This is a genomic window from Desulfospira joergensenii DSM 10085, from assembly GCF_000420085.1.
GTDB classification, from domain to species: domain Bacteria; phylum Desulfobacterota; class Desulfobacteria; order Desulfobacterales; family Desulfobacteraceae; genus Desulfospira; species Desulfospira joergensenii.
This window is the reverse complement of sequence record NZ_ATUG01000002.1, coordinates 2,177,414-2,197,339: the sequence shown is the minus strand read 5'-3', so window position 1 is coordinate 2,197,339 and position 19,926 is coordinate 2,177,414. Positions and strand designations below refer to the sequence as shown.

Here is a 19,926-nt window from a genome sequence, read left to right as displayed (position 1 = left end):
GTCTGGTGAATGTATCATACTGAATTTGAAGATAATTTTTTCAAAAAAAGAAACCCGCTGGGCAAGTTATTACGTTCTTCCCTTGAGATCCTTGGGGCAAGAGAGACCGGCATTCTCTTTGGAACCAACCATACCCAGCTCAAATTCCTGCCCGCCACCTATTGGGACCGGGGGATCATCGATAAATTTGACGGCAGAGGAATAAGGGGACTGGTCCTTAAATTATTCGGGAAAAGAATTGTCACCGCTAAAAAACTGAGCCCCATTTATTTTTATAAAAAAGACAGGGGCCCGGATCAGGAGGAGATCAAAGAGGAAAATCACGGGATAAACGCCTATATCTTAAGAAATTCTGCCGACTATTATAAAAAGGGGATCAGTGTATTTATCTGCCCGGAAATATCCGGGTATCTTCAGAACCTTACCCATCGGTACGTTTATATCCCCTGCTATAGTTATGACGGAACCCGGATAAGCCTCTGCCATGACAAAATTAAAATGGACACACAAATCGTAAAGCACTTTTCCGCCAGGAATTACCTCTCTGTTTACCTTCCTGACTATGGGATCCTCACCATCAATACAGCCGATGAAGGGCTGTTGAAAATCGAAAACAACAGGTTTGTAAAAGAATCGGATTTAAAAAGACGGCTGGACATCCTCATTAAAATGGTGGAAGCCGCAACTCTCTCATCCCTTGGGCAGCTGAGGGGCAAAGCCGGTGCTGAACTTTTGTGGCGGAAAGAAAAACATCTCCGTGAAACATCGGCCCGGTTAATTGAAAACGAAAAGCAATTTCGAAATCTGTATGAAAATGCACCGGTGGCTTATTTTTCTGTTGACCGGAACGGCATCATCACCAGAAGCAACCTTCTGGCCCGGAAACTTTCCGGGTATTCACAATCCCAATTGTCCGGGATGAATGTGGGCCGCCTGCTGCCCGACATGGATAAAATCGTGGAGGCACTTCAACAGGAGACGACAAAGGTTCATCAAGAACAGAGGGCCCAGGGGAATTTTCAGGAAAAACCCCAAATCAAAAATATGGAAGTTCAAATTCAAAGAAAAGATCAGACCTCCATTTGGCTGAACCTTTCCATCGACACCCTTCTGGACCCTGGGGGAGATATTCATGAATACCGTGTTGCGGCAAATGATATCACCCTTCGCAAAATCGCTGAAGCCCAAATCAAAAAAGCCCGGGAAGAACTGGAAATCCGGGTGGAACAAAGGACCGCAGAACTTAAAAATGAGATTGAACAGAGGACTGTGGCAGAAGAAAAATACCGCAGATTGATGGAGGCCTCCCCGGTCCCCATAACGGTCTATGATATGGAAGGGAATGCCGTCTATATAAACCCTGCATTTACACAGACCTTTGGCTGGTGCCTGGAAGAAATCATGGGCAAAAAAATAGACTACGTCCCCAAACAGGAACTTCCCCAGACCTTGAAAATGCTTGAACGGATTTCAAAAGGCAAGGGGTTTCATGGATTTGAAACCCGCCGGTATACCAAGGAAAAAGAACTTCTGGACGTCAGCATCAGCTTTGACGTCTGGCGGGGGAGTGAAGGGGATCTCAAGGGGAGTGTGGTAATCTTACACGATGTCACCAAGCGCAAACAACTTGAAATGCAGTTGTTTCAATCCCGAAAGATGGAAGCCATCGGCACCCTTGCCGGCGGGATTGCCCATGATTTCAACAATATCCTTTCCGGAATTTTCTCCTATTCTCAACTGGCTGAACTGCACATTTATGACACCTCAAGGGCCAGGGGCAATATCCGTCAGATTGTAAAAGGGGCGAAACGGGCCGCCGAACTGGTACAGCGGATATTGACCTTCAGCAGGCAGCGCCATAGTCAGAAGCAGCCCCTCCAGCTCTCCCTGGTTGTGGCGGATGCCCTGACCCTGCTGCGCTCTTCCATTCCGTCCATCATCGAAATCAGAGAAGAGATTGACTGCAGTGCACAGGTGATGGCCGATGCCACCCAGATACATCAGGTTGTCATGAACCTTTGTACCAATGCCTACCATGCCATGCGTGAAAAGGGGGGGACACTGACCCTCCGGTTAAAAGAGACCGATGGTTCACAGACATTTGATATCCAGGGGCAGCGGTTGCCGGCTGGACCCTATCTTGTTCTGGAAGTAAGCGATACCGGCTGCGGCATGAGTCCCCAAATCCTGGAAAAGGCATTTGATCTCTATTTTACGACAAAGAAAGCGGACAAGGGCACGGGGTTCGGCCTGGCCATGGTCCATTCAATTGTCAGGGAGCACCATGGCAGCGTGCTCGTCGACAGCTCCCCCGGACAGGGAACAAGTTTTTACGTCTACCTTCCGGTGATGGAAAAGGCAATGGTTCAGGACCCGATGGAAACCAAAACGATTTGTCCCGCAGGGGGCAAAGAAAAGATCATGGTGGTGGATGATGAGCCGGTCATCAGAACAGGGACCCAGGAGTTATTACAGGATTTCGGATACCAGGTTACCACCTATGAAGACGGGTCGCAGGCCTTTGAGGTTTTCCGCAAAGATCCTTTCAGGTTTGATCTTATTGTCACGGATATGAACATGCCGAAGATGACGGGTGAAGAGCTGTCTGAAAAGGTCTTGAACCTCCGGGGCGACATGCCGATTATTCTGTGTACCGGGTATAGTGAATTCATAAACCGGGAAAAAACCATTGAAATCGGCATTGCAAAATATACTCAAAAACCGATCATCGGCGCGAAACTGGCCTCCTTGATCCGGGAAGTCCTGGATGAGTGCCGGTCCCCCTCAAAAGATTCAGATGTCACTCTTTTGAACGACTCCCAACAGAGAATTGATCGATAACCCACAGCCAGTTCCCCTCTGGTTGCCGGCGGGCTACCTCGGCGGTAATCTCTCCATTGTCAAGTCTTGAGGATGTAAGAGCCAGGTTCCCGCTGCACAAGGCCGGGGCCTGGCGGCTTGGAGCAAGTTGCGGACGGCCGGCCAAAAAATGGATAAAAAACTCCCGGATCTGCTCGATACCGATCATCACCTCACCATTCCCACAATCCAACCTCGCATCAGATTCATAGAGCGCTACAAGCCCATCCACATCTCCTGCATTGGCGCGCTCGACAAAAAACTTCTCAAGATCATTGGGTTCTTTTGCCTTTTTATGCATTGATGGACCTCCTGCATTTGGCTTGCAACCTAACGGGGAGTTCCCCGGTGAGCTTCAGCGAGTCCGGGTGGAGCCTGTCGGAACAATGTGAAACGCTTTGTTATACTTTCATTTTCTTTCAATAGTTGCGGAATATACCCCGGCACAAATCAAACTTAAACCGCCGGTTAAATTGAATACTTTTGAGAGTTTCCGGGATTGGAACAATTCACTCGCTTTTGATGCGACCAGGGAGTAAAAAACAACGTTTATCAACGCAAGACCCAAAAAAGTCAAGGCCAATACTATAAATTGAACCCATATATTACTTTGAGTTGAAACGAATTGGGGCATAAACGCTGAATAAAATATTATTCCTTTTGGATTGAGGGCATTCACCCAAAAAATGTCCCGAAAAAGGACTTTTGAATTATATGTTTTGGCTTGGTCTTTCAGGGGTCCTAATTTTGTATTTAAAAGGACCATTTTAAAACCAAGATAGATCAAATAGATTGCCCCCAGGTATTTGATAAACATAAATATAGCCGAAAAAACGGATAATAATGCGCTAAGGCCAAGCAATGAAATGGTGATACACATAGCATCACCCACGATGACTCCAATTGATAACGGCACACTGGCCTTACGGCCGTAAGCAAGAGATTGCCCCACCACATAAATGTTTGTTGGCCCCGGAACTACGAGGATAACCAAGGCGGTAACTACGAAGGTCAGCCAGACTTCAAATGACATTTTATATCCTCCTCATGATAATGCAAATCTGGGGGACCGGGCGGCTTGCCCCCGGGAATCCAAATAAAAGATTTTATTGTTTTATACCGCATATTTTCAAAAAGCCGCGCAATAAGCCCGGTGCCTTTCAAGCACTTGTTATATCATTCTTGGTCAAAATATAAAGGGAATGAGCTTCTTTGTATTGGATTTATAATCACGGAACTCATCTCCATATTTTTTTTCAAGATACCTCTCCTTTAAAGGAATAAGAACCATGATAAAAAATAAAGCCATTGAACCTGGAATCGTAAAGAGTTTTATGGAGTTTGCGACCATGGCTAAACCCGCAAAAAGAATAATATCTCCCAGATAATTTATATGAATAGCATATTTAAATAGTCCTCCTGTATAGATATGCTCCGCATTCTCCTTTTTTTGTTTCCAAATGCTCCTTAAGTGTTCTGAGCGTGAATTGAGGTATGATCCAATCCAGAAAAAGACAGCTCCAATAATTTCAACGGAACCAATCCGTTGATTTTTTTGTCCTCCGATAAAGGACATATAGGGAATAATGAAAGGCATTATACTGGTTATTACAATAGCCTCAACCCAATGCATTTTTCGTCGATAGAAGATAAACAAGGTAAATAAAAGTCGTATAAAATAGACAACAAAACAGGATAGTAAAAGAGAGTTACGGTAGAGATCACCGGCAATTTTGTATGGTTTCAACCAGGTAAAAAGTTCTTTTTCCGGCACAAAGGTCAGGTAAAAAGTGATACTCAGAGAAGCTGTCATAGCAGAGATAATCAATGCCTTAGGAAGTAATGACTTTTCATGTTTATCACGGAATATCATAATTGTTTGTTTTTCTGATGAAAGTTGATGCGTTCAGGATATAACGGGGAGCTGAGAGGCCAGGCTTTTTAACCCCCAAAAGCTCCGATAACAAGATAATTTTTCCTGAACCAGGCATTCCCAAAAGGCCGCGCAGTAAGTCTGGTCCCTCTCCAGCGTTTTTGTTAGCTCTCATTTCCTTGTTGAACCGCCTCGATATCATACCAATTGATCTTTCGCGTAATATACATCACAAGGGTAAGTATAATTAAGAGCCCGATACTGCCCAAGATGAGTGCATAATCCTCCAGTTGCAAAATAATGAACAGATATCCATAAAGGATTGCCAATAGTCCCATAATCATTAAAGCAAATCTTGAATTGGGTATTATTGATTTCGCATATCCAGAGATTATAAGAGAAACAGATGCTGCAGATAAAATGTATGCATAATTAAAATGCATGTGTTCGGAGAGTGACAATACAAGTGTGTAAAAAATCAAGATTGCGATCCCAATAAGGATATATTGTATCGGATGAATTCTCTGTTTGTTGATTATTTCTGAAAAGAAAAAAGCTGCAAACGTGAAAACGAGAAATATAATTGAATATTTTGCAAGCCTCATCGATTTTTGATAAATATCTGCCGTCAGAATCAGCTTTACTCCGAAGGCCGATTGTGTGACTTTGTATTGAGAACCTTCCCAGAATTGGGGGTAGTTCCTATTCAGGTGCAGTATCTTCCAATTTGCTGAAAATCCATCTTTCTTCACCTCCCGTGTGGCCGGCAGGAATGAACCGTTGAAGCTTGGCGAAGGCCAGCTAGAATTAATCTTGACAGTATTGGATTCACCAACAGGTATAAGGCCTACTTGCTCGCTACCGTTCAGGTTCAAATCAAAAGAAAAACTGTTGGATTTATTCGGCAATAAAGGTTTGATCAGGGTGCTAACTCCTGCCGCTGCAAGATCGGTCGTCTTTAACCCCGGATTAGCATCATAGCCGGATTTATTAAAGGAAATGACGATTTTATCCTGTATACCTCGCAAATCTGTAATTCCGAGCGATAGATAGGCCTTATCCCATAGTATGTTATTTGAATCTATGTTCAGCTGACTCGCAAGCGGGAGTTTGAAATTTCCACTGAACTTCAGATTGATATTATATAGAACCGCCTCAAAAAGGCTTCTATAACGTATTTCAGGCTTCATCTCGCCTGTTATATCCAGTGTTTCAGGCAAAATATGCAGGTAGTTTAAATTAAATTGTGTTTTACCATCGCTATCTTTGAAAAATGATTTGAAGGGAATGGTAATGAACGGGCCGGTTATTATCTGACTGTATCCCCATTTTTGACTAATTTCCTGAACCACGGAATCACGTCGAGATTGCCTTTCCCGTATCAAATTTTGGATCATTGCGGCCGGTATGAGAAGCAACAAAATCAAAATACCGACAGCAACTAACTTCAAGGTAACCGATCTCTTAATATAATTCGCAGTCTTTTTTACAATATCCTGATTGTTTGTCATTTGTTCCCTTTTGAGCTAACATAGATTATATGTATTTACGCAATCTCCTCTTTTGATCCTTTTCCTCAAACCCAATATGTAAAACCTATTGAAAAGTCAAGAGATTCTGCTCACATTGGCTATCCGTAATTCCGTATAACCAATATCTTTTGCTTAAGACAACCCTTTTTATAAAAAAAAGTTGGAGCTTACGCTCATTTACCGACTTTATTGCAAGCTGTTTTCCAGGGATAAAAAAACAAAAAGACGCCGGCTGTTTAACCGGGGGGATCCGGCAGCGGGCGGGGCGGGGTTGGAGCGGCGTTGATGGCCGGGGCGTCAGGACGACAAAGAGCCGGGCATCTTCGCTTCTTATTCTCCCAGGACGGGAGTATAAGATTTAGCGGAACGCCCCGCCCCGTCCGCTGCCTGATGATAACAAATATCAAAAACAGGACAAGCCGGCCCAGGCTTTCGATCAAGGCCTGTTTTTTATTAACTGTGAACTGGAAACCGGAAACAATGGATATCGTAAAATTGAATCTTTCTGACAATAGATTCCCCATAACATCAAGGACCCGCCGTACGCATATCTGCCGGAGAATGATCCGGTTTTGCCAATCCCCTTGTTTTCTTCTTTTTTGTGCCCATGTTAACAGGTCATGAAAAACACAAGCCAATCCATGGACCTGAAAGGGATCCTGATTCTCATTGTCCTGTGTGCCTCCTGGGGCCTGAACCAGGTGGCCATCAAGGTGGCCATTGACGGAATCTCCCCGGTGCTCCAGGCGGGTTTCAGATCCCTGGGATCCGGCGCACTGGTTCTGGCCTGGATGAAACTCAAGAAGATCCCGGTCCTGGAAAGGGACGGGACTTTATGGTATGGCCTTTTCATCGGCCTTCTCTTTTCCGCGGAGTTCGTCCTGATTTACTGGGGGCTGGAGTACACCTCGGCTTCCCGGTCGGCTATTTTTCTGAACACGTCCCCCTTTGTCGTTGCCCTGGGTGCCCATCTGTTTGTCTCCAATGAAAAACTGAGGCGGATCCAGGCGGCAGGCCTGTGCCTGGCCTTTGCCGGAATTGTAACGGTCTTTAATGATTCCCTCTCCCTTCCCACGCCCCAGATGCTCGTGGGAGACACCATGCTCCTTGGCGCCGCCGTTCTCTGGGGCAGTGCAACGGTAACCATCAAGGCCGGCCCCCTGGCAAGAACCTCCCCTGCCAAAACCCTTCTGTACCAGCTGGCGGTTTCTGCAGCAGTTCTCCCGGCGGCTTCCCTGGTCCTTGGGGAACCCGGCATCCTGAAACTGACGCCCCTTGTCGGGGCAAGCCTTGCCTATCAGATCGTCTGGGTGGCCTTTATCACATACCTGGCCTGGTTCTGGCTGATTTCCAACTACCCGGTCTCAAAGATTGCGCCTTTTACCTTTTTAAGCCCCCTGTTCGGGGTGATTTCCGGTGTTCTTCTCCTGGGAGAACCGGCCACCCTCTATCTTGTGGCAGCCCTGGTTCTGGTGGGAACCGGGATTTATCTGGTCAACAAGAAATAATTTTCCCTTGTGCCCGGACCCTGAAAAAGGTAAAAAGATGGAGAACTCTGACAAAATTCACCTTTTTTCCACCCCCTAACATTCGGAGATATTTTATGGCTGGAAACGGCGGAACACCAAACAACATCGATTTTATTGCAGACAAGAACAATCTGTACCGTGAAGAATCCATCACAGACCTTAAAATCGCCAATATTAAAAAACTGATCCCCATCCATCTGGACGGAACCCCGGATGAAACCCGGGAAATGATTTTCATGGGATCTTCCCAACTGGGGACTCCCCACGGACCGGTGCCCATCCATGCACGCCTGGAGGCGGGCACCCTGGAGCAGGCTCTGGATGAATTTCCCAGGGCCATGGAAGCGGAGACCCAAAAAGTCATTGAACAATTCAAGCAGATGCAGGCCCAGCAGAAAAAAGAACAGGATTCCCGAATCATTGTCCCCGGGGTGCAATAAAAGATATTGCCAATGGAATGCGGCCTTGAAAAATCCCAGCCGGTCATTACTATTAAAACAGCGAACAGGCTCAAAGATAAATAAAAAGAATAAAAAGTATTGATCCCAAATGCGGTTTTATCTGATTGAGCTGTTTCCGTTTTTTTTACGGTACAAAGATAGAATCCCCATTCAAGACCAAAAGGAGAGAACCAATGGCAAGCACCAAACTCAAAGGAAATCCCGTCTCTCTCAAGGGAGACTTCCCCCAAAAAGGCGATACTGCCAAACCCGCCGTTTGGGTTCACCAGGACCTGTCCCAGGGCGCCCTTCAAGACTTCAAGGGACTAAGGAAAGTCCTCAACATATTTCCCAGCATTGATACGGGTATCTGCGCCACCTCTGTGAGAACATTCAACCAAAGGGCATCTGAACTGGAAAACACAAAGGTGATCTGCCTTTCCATGGACCTGCCCTTTGCTCACCAAAGATTCTGCGGGGCCGAAGGCATTGAAAATGTGATCACCGGCTCATTGTTCCGGAGCCCTGAATTCGGCAAGGATTTCGGGCTGCTCATAGAAGACGGCCCCCTGGCAGGCCTCACGGCCCGGGCGGTGATTGTCCTGGATGAGAACGACCAGGTCATCCATGCCCAGATGGTGGACGATATCTCCCATGAGCCGGATTACGATGCCGCACTCCAAGCTTTATAATTGTCCTGAAAAATAAAAGCAGAAACGGCTGCGGGTTTCAACCCAAAACCGTTTCTGCTTTTGACTGTAAGACCCAAAAGGAAAATCGGTCATGAAAATCAAAATCACCTATTGCTCGGTCTGAAACTATGAACCCAGGGCTGCCGGTCTGGCGGACCAGATTAAGAATGAACTGGGCACAGCCCCCGAGCTTGTCCCGGGCTCCGGCGGAGTCTATGATATTGTGTGCAACGATAAACTTGTCTTTTCCAAACATCAGACAGGGCGGTTTCCGGAAAATGAGGAGATCATCCGCCTGATCCAGAAATAGACGGACGATCCAAAGACCAAAGTTGGAAAGGGCGTCTAGGACCCGGTCCACCGTTCGATTTTCTTAAACGCTTTTTCTGCGGTTTCCACCAGGGTGGAGATGCTTACCGGCTTGATGAAATAATCATCAAAACCGGCTTCCCTGCAGTCGGCCAGTTCGAACAGAGAGGCATGTCCGGTCATGGCAATAACGATGGCCATGGGCATTTCTTTCCTGATTTTACGGCAGAGTTCCAGGCCGTTCATCTCAGGCATGTTCAGGTCTGAAAAAATCACATGGATCTTTTCTTCATTCAGGGTTTCCAGGGCCTCTTTGGCCCCGCCTGCCGTCCTGACCTCATACCCTGCCCGGGTAAAGGCCTGCTTCATGAGGTTCAGGATGGAGACTTCATCATCCACAACCAGTATCGTATTTTTGACCATGAGAAATCCTTACAAACAAATCTTACATTAAACTGAATATTCCGTGTATATCCAGAATCAGTCCCACCCGTCCGTCGGACAGGATGGCACCTCCGGCAAGTCCCTTTATCTCCTCCATATTTCCCCCAAGGCTTTTGATGACGTATTCGTCCTTGCCCAGAAGTTCGTCAATGAGCAAGGCCCTTGTCTCATCCTTGGACTCGACAATGACCACCAGGCTGTCCCTGACAGGATTTTTTCCACTCCCGTTTCCAAAGGCTTCATCCAGCCGGATCAGGGGAATCAGTCTTCCCCTGTCCCTGACCATCTCCCCCTTGCCTTCAACGGTATAGCAGTCCCCGGACATCGGCTTAAATGCCTTTTGAATGGCCGTGGTGGGAATGACATATTTTTCCTGTCCCACCCGGACCAGCATACCGTCGATGATGGCCAGGGTTAGGGGCAGGCTGATGGTAAACTTTGTACCTTTTCCTTTTTCCGACTCAATATTGAGCTGCCCCCTGAATTTTTCTATCCCGTCCTTGACCACATCCATGCCCACGCCGCGTCCGGAGACATCGGTAATCTTCCTGGCCGTGGAAAATCCGGGCCGGAGAATGAGATCATAGATCTGGGCATCGCTCATCTGTTCCTTGCCTGAGATCAGTCCCGTGCTTTTCGCCTTTTCAAGGATTCTTTCCTTGTCAAGCCCTTTGCCGTCGTCTTCAATCTCTATGTTGATATGCCCCCCCTTGTGATAGGCCCGAAGAAGGACCGCCCCCTGGGCGGGTTTCCCCTTTTCAATTCTGTCCGGTCCGGGTTCTATACCGTGATCCACTGAATTTCTGATCATGTGAACCATGGGTTCGTACAGGGCGTCCACCACATTCCTGTCGATTTCCGTATCCTCACCCGACATCTCCAGATTCACCTCTTTGCCGGATTTCTTGGAAAGATCCCGGACCAGACGGATCATCTTCATGAATGTGGCCTTTATGGGGATCATGCGCATGGACATGGCAATATTCTGCATATTGGTTACGATGAGACCCAGCTGGGCCACGCTCTGATTCAACCGGGCATTCTCAGAGGTCTTCTGGCGGAGCATGGACTGGGCAATGACCAGTTCCCCGGCATAGTCCACCAGATCATCCAGCTTCTGGGTACTGACCTTGACCTGGGAAGCCGCAGGCTTTCTGGGAAGGTTCTGTTCCATGAGGGCCGAGGCAATATATCTGGAGTCAACCCGGGTCTCATCCATGAGGATCTCACCGATTTTCCGGTCGGGCTGATCTTTTTGTGTCTCCAGTCCCTGTTCCAGGTTATCTCTGGTGATAACCCCCTTGTTGACCAGGATCTCCCCCAGGGGTTCTTTTTCCATATGGGTAAGTGACAATTGGAGTTTTTTGAGCCTGTCCCGCAGGGACTCGACATCAATATCGTCCTCGGGCTGGCGAAATCCCGTCCCCACCCCCTGCTTCACCCGTTCCACCAGTCTTTTCAGGGTATCCACCGAGGCAAGAATGGCGTCGGTGGCCTTGGGGTTGATCAAAAAATCCCCGCTCCGGGCGCTGTCCAAAAGATTCTCAGTTGTATGCGCAAGCTTATTGATCTTGGTCAGGGAGAGAAACCCGGATACCCCTTTTATGGTGTGAAAGGGACGAAAAATATCATTAATGATCTCCTTGTTGCCGGGATCCTGCTCCAGCTCGATGAGATTCACCTCTATGCTGTCCAGATTTTCTTCGGCCTCGGAAATAAAATCAGATAAGATCTCCATATCATCGTCTGATATTTTTTCCGGAATTTCCGGATCCGGCGTTTCGGAATCTGTGCTCTCCATGCCCCAGGTTTCATCCTCCGTGGGCTGCTGGGCCTCCTCTGGCAGGGAGGACTCCTCCCCGGGAAGGGCATGTTCCATGAACCGGATATTGAGCAGTTCCAGAACATCTGAAAAATCAAATGTAAAGGCTTCCCCCTTTTTGACATGGTTTAGGATGGATTTGAGCAGCAGGATCCCCTCTTCAATGGGGGTTGTGTCATAAATATTCTCAAGGATCATGTGCTCAATATATCCCTTGCAGGCGACGGCCACTTCAAAAAAGGTCGTGGCATTGTCCAGCTCCCCTGAGACATTTATAATTTCATCCAGGGTATGGGTCATGGTGGACAGATCCGGGATATCTTCATGGCAGAAACCGCCGAGGAGTCTGTTGAAACGAACCAGGCATGTATCCAGCTTTGCCAGTTTATCTGCAGGCATTGATTCTTTTTCTTTCTGAAGGCTTTTATCGTTTATTTCAGCAACGGTCTGAGCAACCTTGTCAAGATCCAAGGGGGCCTCCGTTCCGGTGCGATTCTTTCCATTTTCAGAGGGAATCATCCGCACCTTTGATCAAGAATGGTGATGAGCCGGTTTGTTTCCGGTTTGGTAACATAGTCGTCTGATTTGACCTGTTCACATTTGGCGATCATCTGGCTGTTGATCAGGCTGGAAAAAATGACCACAAAAATGGGGTGCAGTTCCGGATCCTGTTTGATAACCCGGCACAGGGTGAGACCGTCCATTCTCGGCATTTCTATATCCGTGATCAAAACAACATGGTTCAATTCTTGTTTTTTACCTGTTTTATAATGACTCCTGATATAATTCAAGGCTTTCTCGCCATCTAAAAATGGGGTGATTTTTTCAAATCCGGCCTTTTTCAGAGCCGAGAACACCCCCTTCTGGATGGTCGGTGAATCTTCTGCAAAAACGATTTCCAGCTGATCCCTGGAAATTGTATTTCCCTTTTGGATCATCTCTTCATCGACCTCTTCAATGACCTGATCCGGAAAGAAGCTGGAGAGGATATACTCCAGGTCCAGAACCAGGACCTGGCTGTTTTCAATATTTACCGATCCGGTAAAGCAGGCGTTGTCTTCAAAAAGCTGATCCAGAGGCACAAATTCTTTCCAGGAAAGACGGTGAATCCTTTTCACCCCCTGAACCCTGAATCCGGTAACGGAATTGTTGAACTCGGTAACAACAATAATTTCACGAAGGGGTTCAACTTCGCCGCGGTCAAGGTCAATATCCAGAATCCGGGCAAGATCGAGTACCGGAATGGTGGTATCCCTGTACAAAAGCATACCCAGCACACCCTTTTCCGCCTCGGGCAGTGCGGTGATGGCCCCGGGGTCATACTGCTGGATGGACTGCACCTTTGCCACATTCATTCCAAAGGGCTGGGCATTGACCACCACGGTCAGCAGTTCCATCTCGTTGGTCCCGGATTCAAGCAAAATTCCCAGGTCTTTCATTCGGTTATCATTCCCATTGAATTAAATTCTCTTTCTCCATCAGAGGAAGCGGCCCGGGCGAATTGTTTTTTTCCGGCCTGCCCCGAGCCATTGCCGGTCCGATGGATAAAAACAAGAGCCTGATCCTCAAAAGGATCCCTTCCTCTGCTCCGACGGATTCTGCTTAAAATAAACATGGGGGGATTTCCCGGGTGGACGATTTTTCCCCATAACTAGTCTTTATATAATTCTCCGGGATCTAAGGCAATAAAATTGTCAATTTATTTTGCGACCAGACCCTGGGAAGAAAAGGCAGGAAAAGAAATGAGATCCGTCGCAGATAAAAAGGGGCCGGCTTTAAAAGCCGGCCCCGGAACTTTAATACCCTGATACTTAATACCTGTAATGATCGGGCTTAAAAGGTCCTTCAGGGGAAATACCCAGGTAATCGGCCTGTTCCCGGCTCAGCCGGGTAAGGTTGACGGACAGATTTTTCAGATGGAGTCTTGCCACCTCCTCGTCCAGTTCCTTGGGCAGGGTATAGACCTTGTTTTCCAGTTTTTCCGTGGCCAGCTTGATCTGGGCCAGGGTCTGGTTGGAAAAGCTGTTGCTCATGACAAAACTGGGATGGCCGGTGGCGCATCCCAGGTTGACCAGACGCCCTTCGGCCAGGACAATCACAGACCTGCCCGACTCCAGGGTCCATTTATCCACCTGGGGCTTGATATTGATTTTCACGTTCTTGGGATTGTCGGTGAGAGAGGACATTTCGATTTCATTGTCAAAATGGCCGATATTACAGATAATGGCCTCATCCTTCATCTGCTTTATATGCTCACCCTTGATGACATGGTAGTTGCCCGTGGCGGTTACGAAAATATCGCCGACCTTGGCGGCTTCTTCCATGGTCACCACTGGATAGCCTTCCATGGCGGCCTGGAGAGCACAGATGGGATCGATCTCGGTAACCATGACAATGGCCCCGTATCCTTTCATGGAAGCGGCGCATCCTTTTCCCACATCTCCGTATCCGGCAATCACCACTGTTTTTCCGGCAATCATCACGTCCGTGGCCCGCTTGATGCCGTCGGCCAGGGACTCCCGACAGCCGTAGAGATTATCAAACTTGGACTTGGTCACAGAGTCGTTCACATTGATGGCCGGGAACAGAAGCTCATTCTTTGCCGCCAGATGGTAGAGCCGGTGAACACCGGTGGTGGTTTCCTCGGAAACCCCGCGGATATTTTCTGCGATTTTCGTCCAGAGTTCCGGGTTCCGGCCCTGGGAAACCCGGAGCCGGTCCATGAGACATTTTTCGTCCAGGCTGCCGGTTTCCTTTTCCAGAAGGGCAGGCTCCTTTTCAATCTTCACGCCCTGATGAACGTACAGGGTGGCGTCCCCCCCGTCGTCAACGATGAGGTCGGGTCCGGATCCGTCGGGCCAGAGCAGGGCCTGTTCCGTGCACCACCAGAATTCCTCCAGGGTTTCGCCTTTCCAGGCGAACACGGCGGCGGACCCTTTCTCGGCAATGGCCGCGGCTGCATGGTCCTGGGTGGAAAAGATATTGCACGAGGCCCATCTCAGATCCGCTCCCAGTTCATAAAGGGTATCAATGAGCATGGCCGTCTGGATGGTCATGTGAAGGCTGCCCATGATCTTGAGACCCTTAAGGGGTTTTGAAGGGCCGTATTTTTCCCGGATGGCCATGAGCCCGGGCATTTCCTTTTCAGACAATTGCATGTCCTTATGCCCTTCCTCGGCCAGCCCGATATCCTTGACCTTGTACTTCAAATTCAGATCAAGATCGATAACCCCATTGCTTTTTTTGCTATCCAACATAATTTTACTCCTTAAATTCTTAAAACCTGAGTTTGGATGATAATTTTCCCAGGTATCAGGCGCGTGAAAGGTTTAAACCGGAGCATACTGCACTGCAGTACGTGAGGATCTAAATCTTATAAAGCATCGCCGTATATGGGTGAATTTTCGTTCAAACTCTATAATCCGGCAAGATCCCTTATCTGATCCGCCTTGTCGGTTCTTTCCCAATAGAAATCAGGATCTTTTCTGCCGAAATGTCCATAGGAAGAGGTCTTCCTGTAAATGGGGCGCAGCAGGTCAAGGGTGGAGATGATGGCGGCCGGCCTCAGGTCAAACACCTCTTTTACGATATCAACGGCCTTTATCTGATCAACCCTGCCGGTTCCCATAAAATCAACCAAAAGGGAAACCGGTTCTGCCACGCCGATGGCATAGGCCACCTGGACCTCGCATTTATCGGCAATGCCCGAAGCCACGATGTTTTTGGCAACATACCTGCCCATGTAAGAGGCACTCCTGTCCACCTTGGAGGGATCCTTGCCTGAAAAACATCCGCCCCCGTGGCTGCCCTGGCCGCCGTAGGTATCAACGATGATCTTTCGTCCGGTGACACCGCAGTCCCCCATGGGGCCGCCCACAACAAACCGGCCTGTGGGGTTGATGAAAAACCGGGTATCTCCGTCGATCATATCCTCCGGGATCACCTTTTTAATGACTTCCTTGATAATGGAAGATTTCAGATCATCATAGGAGACGTCGGGAGAATGCTGGCTGGAGACCACAACCGTATCCACGCGTCTGGGCTTCCCGTCCACATATTCGATGGTGACCTGGGATTTACCGTCGGGCCGTAAGAAATCCAGGGCCCCGTTTTTCCTCACCTGGCTCAACCGTTTGGTCAGCTGGTGGGCATAGGTGATGGGCATGGGCATGAGTTCCGGGGTTTCATTGGTGGCAAACCCGAACATGAGTCCCTGGTCCCCGGCACCCTGCTCCTTGAACAGGCCGTCTCCTTCATTTACACCCTGGGCAATGTCCTGGGACTGCTGGTCGATGCTGGTGATGACCGAACAGGTCTGCCAGTCAAATCCCATGGAGGAAGAGTTATACCCGATATCCTTGATGGTGTTCCGGACCACGTCCGGGATATCCACGTAGCAATCTGTGGTGATTTCCCCTGCAACCATGGCAAGGCCTGTGGTAACCAGGGTTTCGCAGGCTACCCTGCATTTTTTGTCTTCGGCCATGATGGCATCCAGAATACTGTCTGAAATGGCATCTGCCACCTTATCGGGATGGCCCTCTGTAACGGATTCAGATGTAAATAATGAAGAACCTTTTTCCGGCATTTGACACTCCTTCGCTTTATGTTTTTATATGTCAATCAAACATTGAATCATAGAATTCCATTCAAATGGCTATTATCATGCTTTATTCTTTGTTTGTCAATGGCGCGGAAGAAATATATCAATATATGTTTATATTTGCATAAATTTAAAAATTTCCTTGACAACCCATTTGGTTTTTTCCAATCTGGCACCAACTTATCAAGGAGAAAAGACCATGAAAGAAATGAAACGAATCACCGGCATCGGATCTGCGCTGGTGGATGTACTGATCAATGAAAGCGATCAGTTTTTAAAAGACCTGGGAAAGGAAAAAGGCGGAATGACCTACCACGATGATCCGGAGATCCGGCAGATTCTGGACAAAAGCCCGGAGGTCCCGATCATCGTACCCGGCGGAGCCGCCTGCAACACCATCGTTGGGGTGGGAAACCTGGGGGGAAAGGCCCGGTTCATCGGAACCCGGGGCATGGATACCTACGGAGACCTGTTTGAAAATCAGATCCGCTCCTGCGGGGTGGAGCCCAGGCTCACCCTGTCCGGCTCCCCCACGGGCAAGGTGCTCTCCGTGGTCACCCCGGATGCCCAGCGCTCCATGTTCACAGACCTGGGGGCATCCACGGAAATGGATCCGGAAAAAATGGTTCCCGAACTTTTCCAGGATACGGACATCGCCGTGATCGAAGGCTACCTGCTTTTCAATCCTGAACTGATGAAAGCCTGTATCCGGGCCGCCAGGGATGCCGGTTCCAGGATCGCCCTGGATCTGGCCAGCTTTGAGGTGGTCAATGCCTCAAAAGACCTGCTCGACGACCTGGTCAAAGAATATGTGGACATCCTCATTGCCAATGAGGACGAGGCCAGGGCCTTTACCGGGGTTGAGGATGAAGAAAAAGCCCTGGAGACCTTGTCTGAAAATGTAACCTGGGCCGTTTTAAAGGTGGGGCCGCGGGGTTCCTGGGTCAGCCATGGGAATCAGGTCTTCCGGATCGATCCGGTCCGGGGAAGGGATCCCAAGGACACAACAGGGGCCGGGGACCTGTGGGCCGCCGGTTTCCTCTTTGGCCTGGCCCAGGGATTTGACATTGAAAAATGCGGCCGTCTCGGCTCTGCCTGCGGTTATGAGGTCTGCCAGGTCATGGGCGCCCAGATCCCGGAACAGGGGTGGGAGAGAATCCGGAGACTCATTTAATAAAGGCGAAAGCCAAAAGCAGAAAGTCCAAAGCCGGGAATTTTACCCGGCTTTGGACTTCAGACTTTCAACTTTTGACTCTTACCCGAACACCACCTTGTACACATCCTTATAGGTCCTGGCAAAATGGAACTCAATCCCCTCCTTGATATGGTCGGGGAGTTTCTTGAAATCAGACATGCAGCCCTGGGGCAGGATGATTTCCCTGATCCCGATACGGCGGGCCGCGATGATCTTTTCCTTGATCCCTCCCACGGGGAGGACTTCCCCGGTCAGGGTAATCTCCCCGGTCATGGCCAGGGGCCGGTTGACGGCCTTTCCCCTGGCAAGGGAGACAAGGGCCGTGGTCAGGGTAACCCCGGCGCTGGGTCCGTCCTTGGGGGTTGCCCCCTCGGGAACATGGACATGGATGAAGGAAGAATCAAAATAATCGGGTTTGATTCCAAACTCCTTTGAGTTTGCCCGGACATGGGATATGGCGATGTTGGCCGATTCCTGCATGATCTCACCCAGTTTTCCGGTCAGCTTGATCCCGGAGGTCTTATCGTGGACTTTTATGGCCTCTATGGGGAGGGTGGCCCCGCCCATGGAAGTCCAGGCCAGGCCCGTTACAATGCCCACCCCTCTCATCTGTTTTTCTTTTTTGAACATGGGCGGCCCCAGTAGCTTTTCCAGGGACTGAATATTGATCCGGATCTTCTCTTTTTTCTCTTTTAAAATCCGGACGATGCTCTTTCTGATGATCTTGTTGAGCATCTTTTCCAGGTTCCTGACCCCGGCTTCCCGGGCATACCCTTCGATGAGGTGGCGGATGGTGGGATCGGTAATGGTGATAATGGAGGAGGTCAGCTTGTTCCGTTTCAAGAGCTTCGGCCACAGGTGCTTCCTGGCGATTTCCATCTTTTCCGACGTGATATACCCGGACAGGTTGATCCGGTCCATACGGTCCAAAAGAGGGCCTGGAATGGTATCCAGCTGGTTGGCCGTACAGATGAACAATACCTTGGACAGGTCGATGCGCAGATCCAGGTAATGATCCAAGAATTCGGAATTCTGTTCCGGATCCAGAACCTCCAGCAGGGCCGATGCAGGATCTCCCTGGTAGGAGGCCCCGATCTTGTCCACCTCGTCCAGCATGATCACGGGATTGGCCACCCCGGTGTCCTTCAGGGCCTGGACCATCTTCCCGGGCAGGGCGCCCACATAGGTCCGGCGATGCCCCTTGATCTCGGCCTCGTCCCGCATGCCGCCCAGACTGAACCGGTAAAATTTTCTCCCCAGGGCCTCGGCAATGGATTTGCCGATGGAGGTTTTGCCCACGCCGGGAGGACCCACGAACAGGATAATGGACCCGGAGATGTCTTTCTTGTAAACACCGGCCGCAAAGAACTCGATGATCCTCTCCTTAACATCGGAAAGCCCGGCATGGTCCCGCTCCAGGATGGTTTCCGCCCTGGCGATATCGATGTTGTCCCGGGAATGGACCCCCCAGGGAAAGGAGGTGACCCAGTCCAGATAATTCCGGGTCACCCCGTATTCGGAAGAACCGGTTTCCAGGACGGAGAGTTTTTCAATTTCCTCTTCAAACCGCTTGATCACGTGTTCGGGGGGGTCGAGTTTGGCAAATTTCTCCTTAAACTTATCCACATCACTGGTCTTGTCGTCCTTTTGAATGCCGAGTTCCTTCTGAATGGCCTTGAGCTGCTCCCTTAGAAAGAATTTTCGTTTGTTTTCATCCACCTGGACATTGATATCCTTCTGGATCTTGGTCTGGAGCTTGGCGATCTCAATCTCCTTTTGGAGGAGCATCATCACCTGTTTCATCCTCTCGATGACCGACTCGGTTTCCAGGATCTTCTGGAGTTCATCCCCGGAGGCCGTGGTGATTCCGGCGGCAAAATCAGCCAGGGGGGAGGGCTGGTCCGGACTGAAACGGCCCAGGTATTGCTTAAGTTCCTCGGAATAGAGGGGATTGAGGGACAGAAGCTGCTTGATGGACGAAATGATGGCAATGGCATAGGCTTTGAGCTTGTCTGCATCCTCATCCTGTTTTTCAAAGTATTCCACCTGGGCCACAAAGGGGGGCTTGTCCGATAAAAATTTCTTGATCCTGAACCGCTCGAGGCCCTGGGCAATGAACTGGATATTGCCCTCCACCTCCACCATGTTGAGCATTCTGACCACGCATCCCACCTCGGGGAAGTCTTCCTTGTAAATATATTTTCCCGTTACATTGCTCAGGTAGGTGAGGCCCATGAGGTTTTTTGAATCCTTGGACGCCTTCATCAGGGTCTCTTCCCACCGCTTTTTATTGACCACCAGGGGCTGAACCTGGGCCGGCAGATGGGGACGGCCCGTAATGGGAACCAGATATAAAATTTCAGGTTTAAAGCTCTGCTCTACCAGCTGACCTTCCTTTACAGATTCTTCGTCATCGTTCACTATTTCAGGGGTGATTGTACTGCTGTCATCTGTCATATTTCACCTGTGAATTTAAATTTTCTGTTTGAAAAACGGTTTAGTATACTATAAATCGTTTTTAAAAGATGACAACCTAAAAACCAAAACCCGGTTCCATGGAAAGGATATAGATTTCCCATGGAACCGGGTTCTTTTTACCGGGAAGTCAGAATCTGATGATTTACGCTC

16 protein-coding genes are annotated in these 19,926 nt (G+C 49.0%); 6 read left to right on the top strand and 10 right to left on the bottom strand.

Annotated features, from left to right (window positions below; translation table 11 throughout):
- Nucleotides 1-9: 9 nt before the first annotated feature.
- On the top strand, nucleotides 10-2,841 hold the full coding sequence (locus F608_RS35285; protein ID WP_022668080.1) for a PAS domain-containing hybrid sensor histidine kinase/response regulator: 2,832 nt from the start codon (nucleotides 10-12) through the stop codon (nucleotides 2,839-2,841).
- Here the strand turns inward: F608_RS35285 and F608_RS35915 are convergent.
- The 4 genes from F608_RS35915 to creD form a co-directional block, all read right to left on the bottom strand.
- Nucleotides 2,801-3,160 carry a YybH family protein gene (locus F608_RS35915; RefSeq protein ID WP_022668079.1) on the bottom strand — a complete coding sequence of 120 codons (360 nt, stop codon included), beginning with the start codon at nucleotides 3,158-3,160 and terminating at the stop codon, nucleotides 2,801-2,803. The two genes, F608_RS35285 and F608_RS35915, sit on opposite strands and share 41 nt — an antisense overlap.
- 108 nt (nucleotides 3,161-3,268) lie before the next feature.
- Nucleotides 3,269-3,892, bottom strand: a complete 624-nt coding sequence (locus F608_RS0123040) for a LysE family translocator (protein ID WP_022668078.1) — start codon at nucleotides 3,890-3,892, stop codon at nucleotides 3,269-3,271.
- Nucleotides 3,893-4,045: 153 nt separating this feature from the next.
- Entirely contained in the window at nucleotides 4,046-4,732 is a 687-nt protein-coding gene (locus F608_RS33085; protein WP_022668077.1) for a methyltransferase family protein, read from the bottom strand.
- A 164-nt stretch (nucleotides 4,733-4,896) separates the two neighbouring features.
- On the bottom strand, nucleotides 4,897-6,243 hold the full coding sequence (creD, locus tag F608_RS0123030) for a cell envelope integrity protein CreD (RefSeq protein ID WP_022668075.1): 1,347 nt from the start codon (nucleotides 6,241-6,243) through the stop codon (nucleotides 4,897-4,899).
- A 641-nt stretch (nucleotides 6,244-6,884) separates the two neighbouring features.
- On the opposite strand from creD, the gene F608_RS0123020 reads away from it, so the two are divergent.
- From F608_RS0123020 to F608_RS37205, 4 genes are all read left to right on the top strand, one after another.
- Complete coding sequence (locus F608_RS0123020; protein WP_022668073.1) at nucleotides 6,885-7,772, top strand: DMT family transporter; 888 nt, start codon at nucleotides 6,885-6,887, stop codon at nucleotides 7,770-7,772.
- 95 nt (nucleotides 7,773-7,867) lie between these two features.
- Nucleotides 7,868-8,233: a hypothetical protein gene (locus F608_RS0123015; protein ID WP_022668072.1), complete on the top strand. Its 366-nt coding sequence runs from the start codon at nucleotides 7,868-7,870 to the stop codon at nucleotides 8,231-8,233.
- Between the two features lie 194 nt (nucleotides 8,234-8,427).
- Entirely contained in the window at nucleotides 8,428-8,925 is a 498-nt protein-coding gene (gene tpx, locus F608_RS0123010) for a thiol peroxidase (protein ID WP_022668071.1), read from the top strand.
- A gap of 91 nt (nucleotides 8,926-9,016) precedes the next feature.
- Nucleotides 9,017-9,235: a SelT/SelW/SelH family (seleno)protein gene (locus tag F608_RS37205; RefSeq protein WP_279615093.1), complete on the top strand. Its 219-nt coding sequence runs from the start codon at nucleotides 9,017-9,019 to the stop codon at nucleotides 9,233-9,235.
- 35 nt (nucleotides 9,236-9,270) lie between these two features.
- Here F608_RS37205 and F608_RS0123000 read toward each other — a convergent pair whose 3' ends face one another.
- The 5 genes from F608_RS0123000 to metK all read right to left on the bottom strand — a co-directional run bounded on the left by F608_RS0123000 (nucleotide 9,271) and on the right by metK (nucleotide 16,088).
- Nucleotides 9,271-9,657, bottom strand: a complete 387-nt coding sequence (locus F608_RS0123000; RefSeq protein WP_022668069.1) for a response regulator — start codon at nucleotides 9,655-9,657, stop codon at nucleotides 9,271-9,273.
- A 22-nt stretch (nucleotides 9,658-9,679) separates the two neighbouring features.
- A complete protein-coding gene (locus F608_RS0122995) occupies nucleotides 9,680-11,971 on the bottom strand; it encodes a chemotaxis protein CheA (protein ID WP_244154316.1) in 2,292 nt (763 codons plus the stop codon).
- A 44-nt stretch (nucleotides 11,972-12,015) separates the two neighbouring features.
- Nucleotides 12,016-12,939: a chemotaxis protein gene (locus F608_RS0122990; RefSeq protein ID WP_022668067.1), complete on the bottom strand. Its 924-nt coding sequence runs from the start codon at nucleotides 12,937-12,939 to the stop codon at nucleotides 12,016-12,018.
- Nucleotides 12,940-13,311: 372 nt separating this feature from the next.
- Nucleotides 13,312-14,757 (bottom strand): adenosylhomocysteinase, encoded by a 1,446-nt coding sequence (gene ahcY, locus F608_RS0122975; protein WP_022668064.1) that lies wholly within the window; start codon nucleotides 14,755-14,757, stop codon nucleotides 13,312-13,314.
- Between the two features lie 158 nt (nucleotides 14,758-14,915).
- The gene (gene metK / locus F608_RS0122970; protein ID WP_022668063.1) at nucleotides 14,916-16,088 is read right to left on the bottom strand and encodes a methionine adenosyltransferase; all 1,173 of its coding nucleotides are present in this window, start codon (nucleotides 16,086-16,088) and stop codon (nucleotides 14,916-14,918) included.
- Nucleotides 16,089-16,302: 214 nt separating this feature from the next.
- On the opposite strand from metK, the gene F608_RS0122965 reads away from it, so the two are divergent.
- Nucleotides 16,303-17,277 carry an adenosine kinase gene (locus F608_RS0122965; RefSeq protein ID WP_022668062.1) on the top strand — a complete coding sequence of 325 codons (975 nt, stop codon included), beginning with the start codon at nucleotides 16,303-16,305 and terminating at the stop codon, nucleotides 17,275-17,277.
- A gap of 81 nt (nucleotides 17,278-17,358) precedes the next feature.
- Here F608_RS0122965 and lon read toward each other — a convergent pair whose 3' ends face one another.
- Entirely contained in the window at nucleotides 17,359-19,755 is a 2,397-nt protein-coding gene (lon, locus tag F608_RS0122960) for an endopeptidase La (RefSeq protein ID WP_022668061.1), read from the bottom strand.
- Nucleotides 19,756-19,926 lie beyond the last annotated feature (171 nt).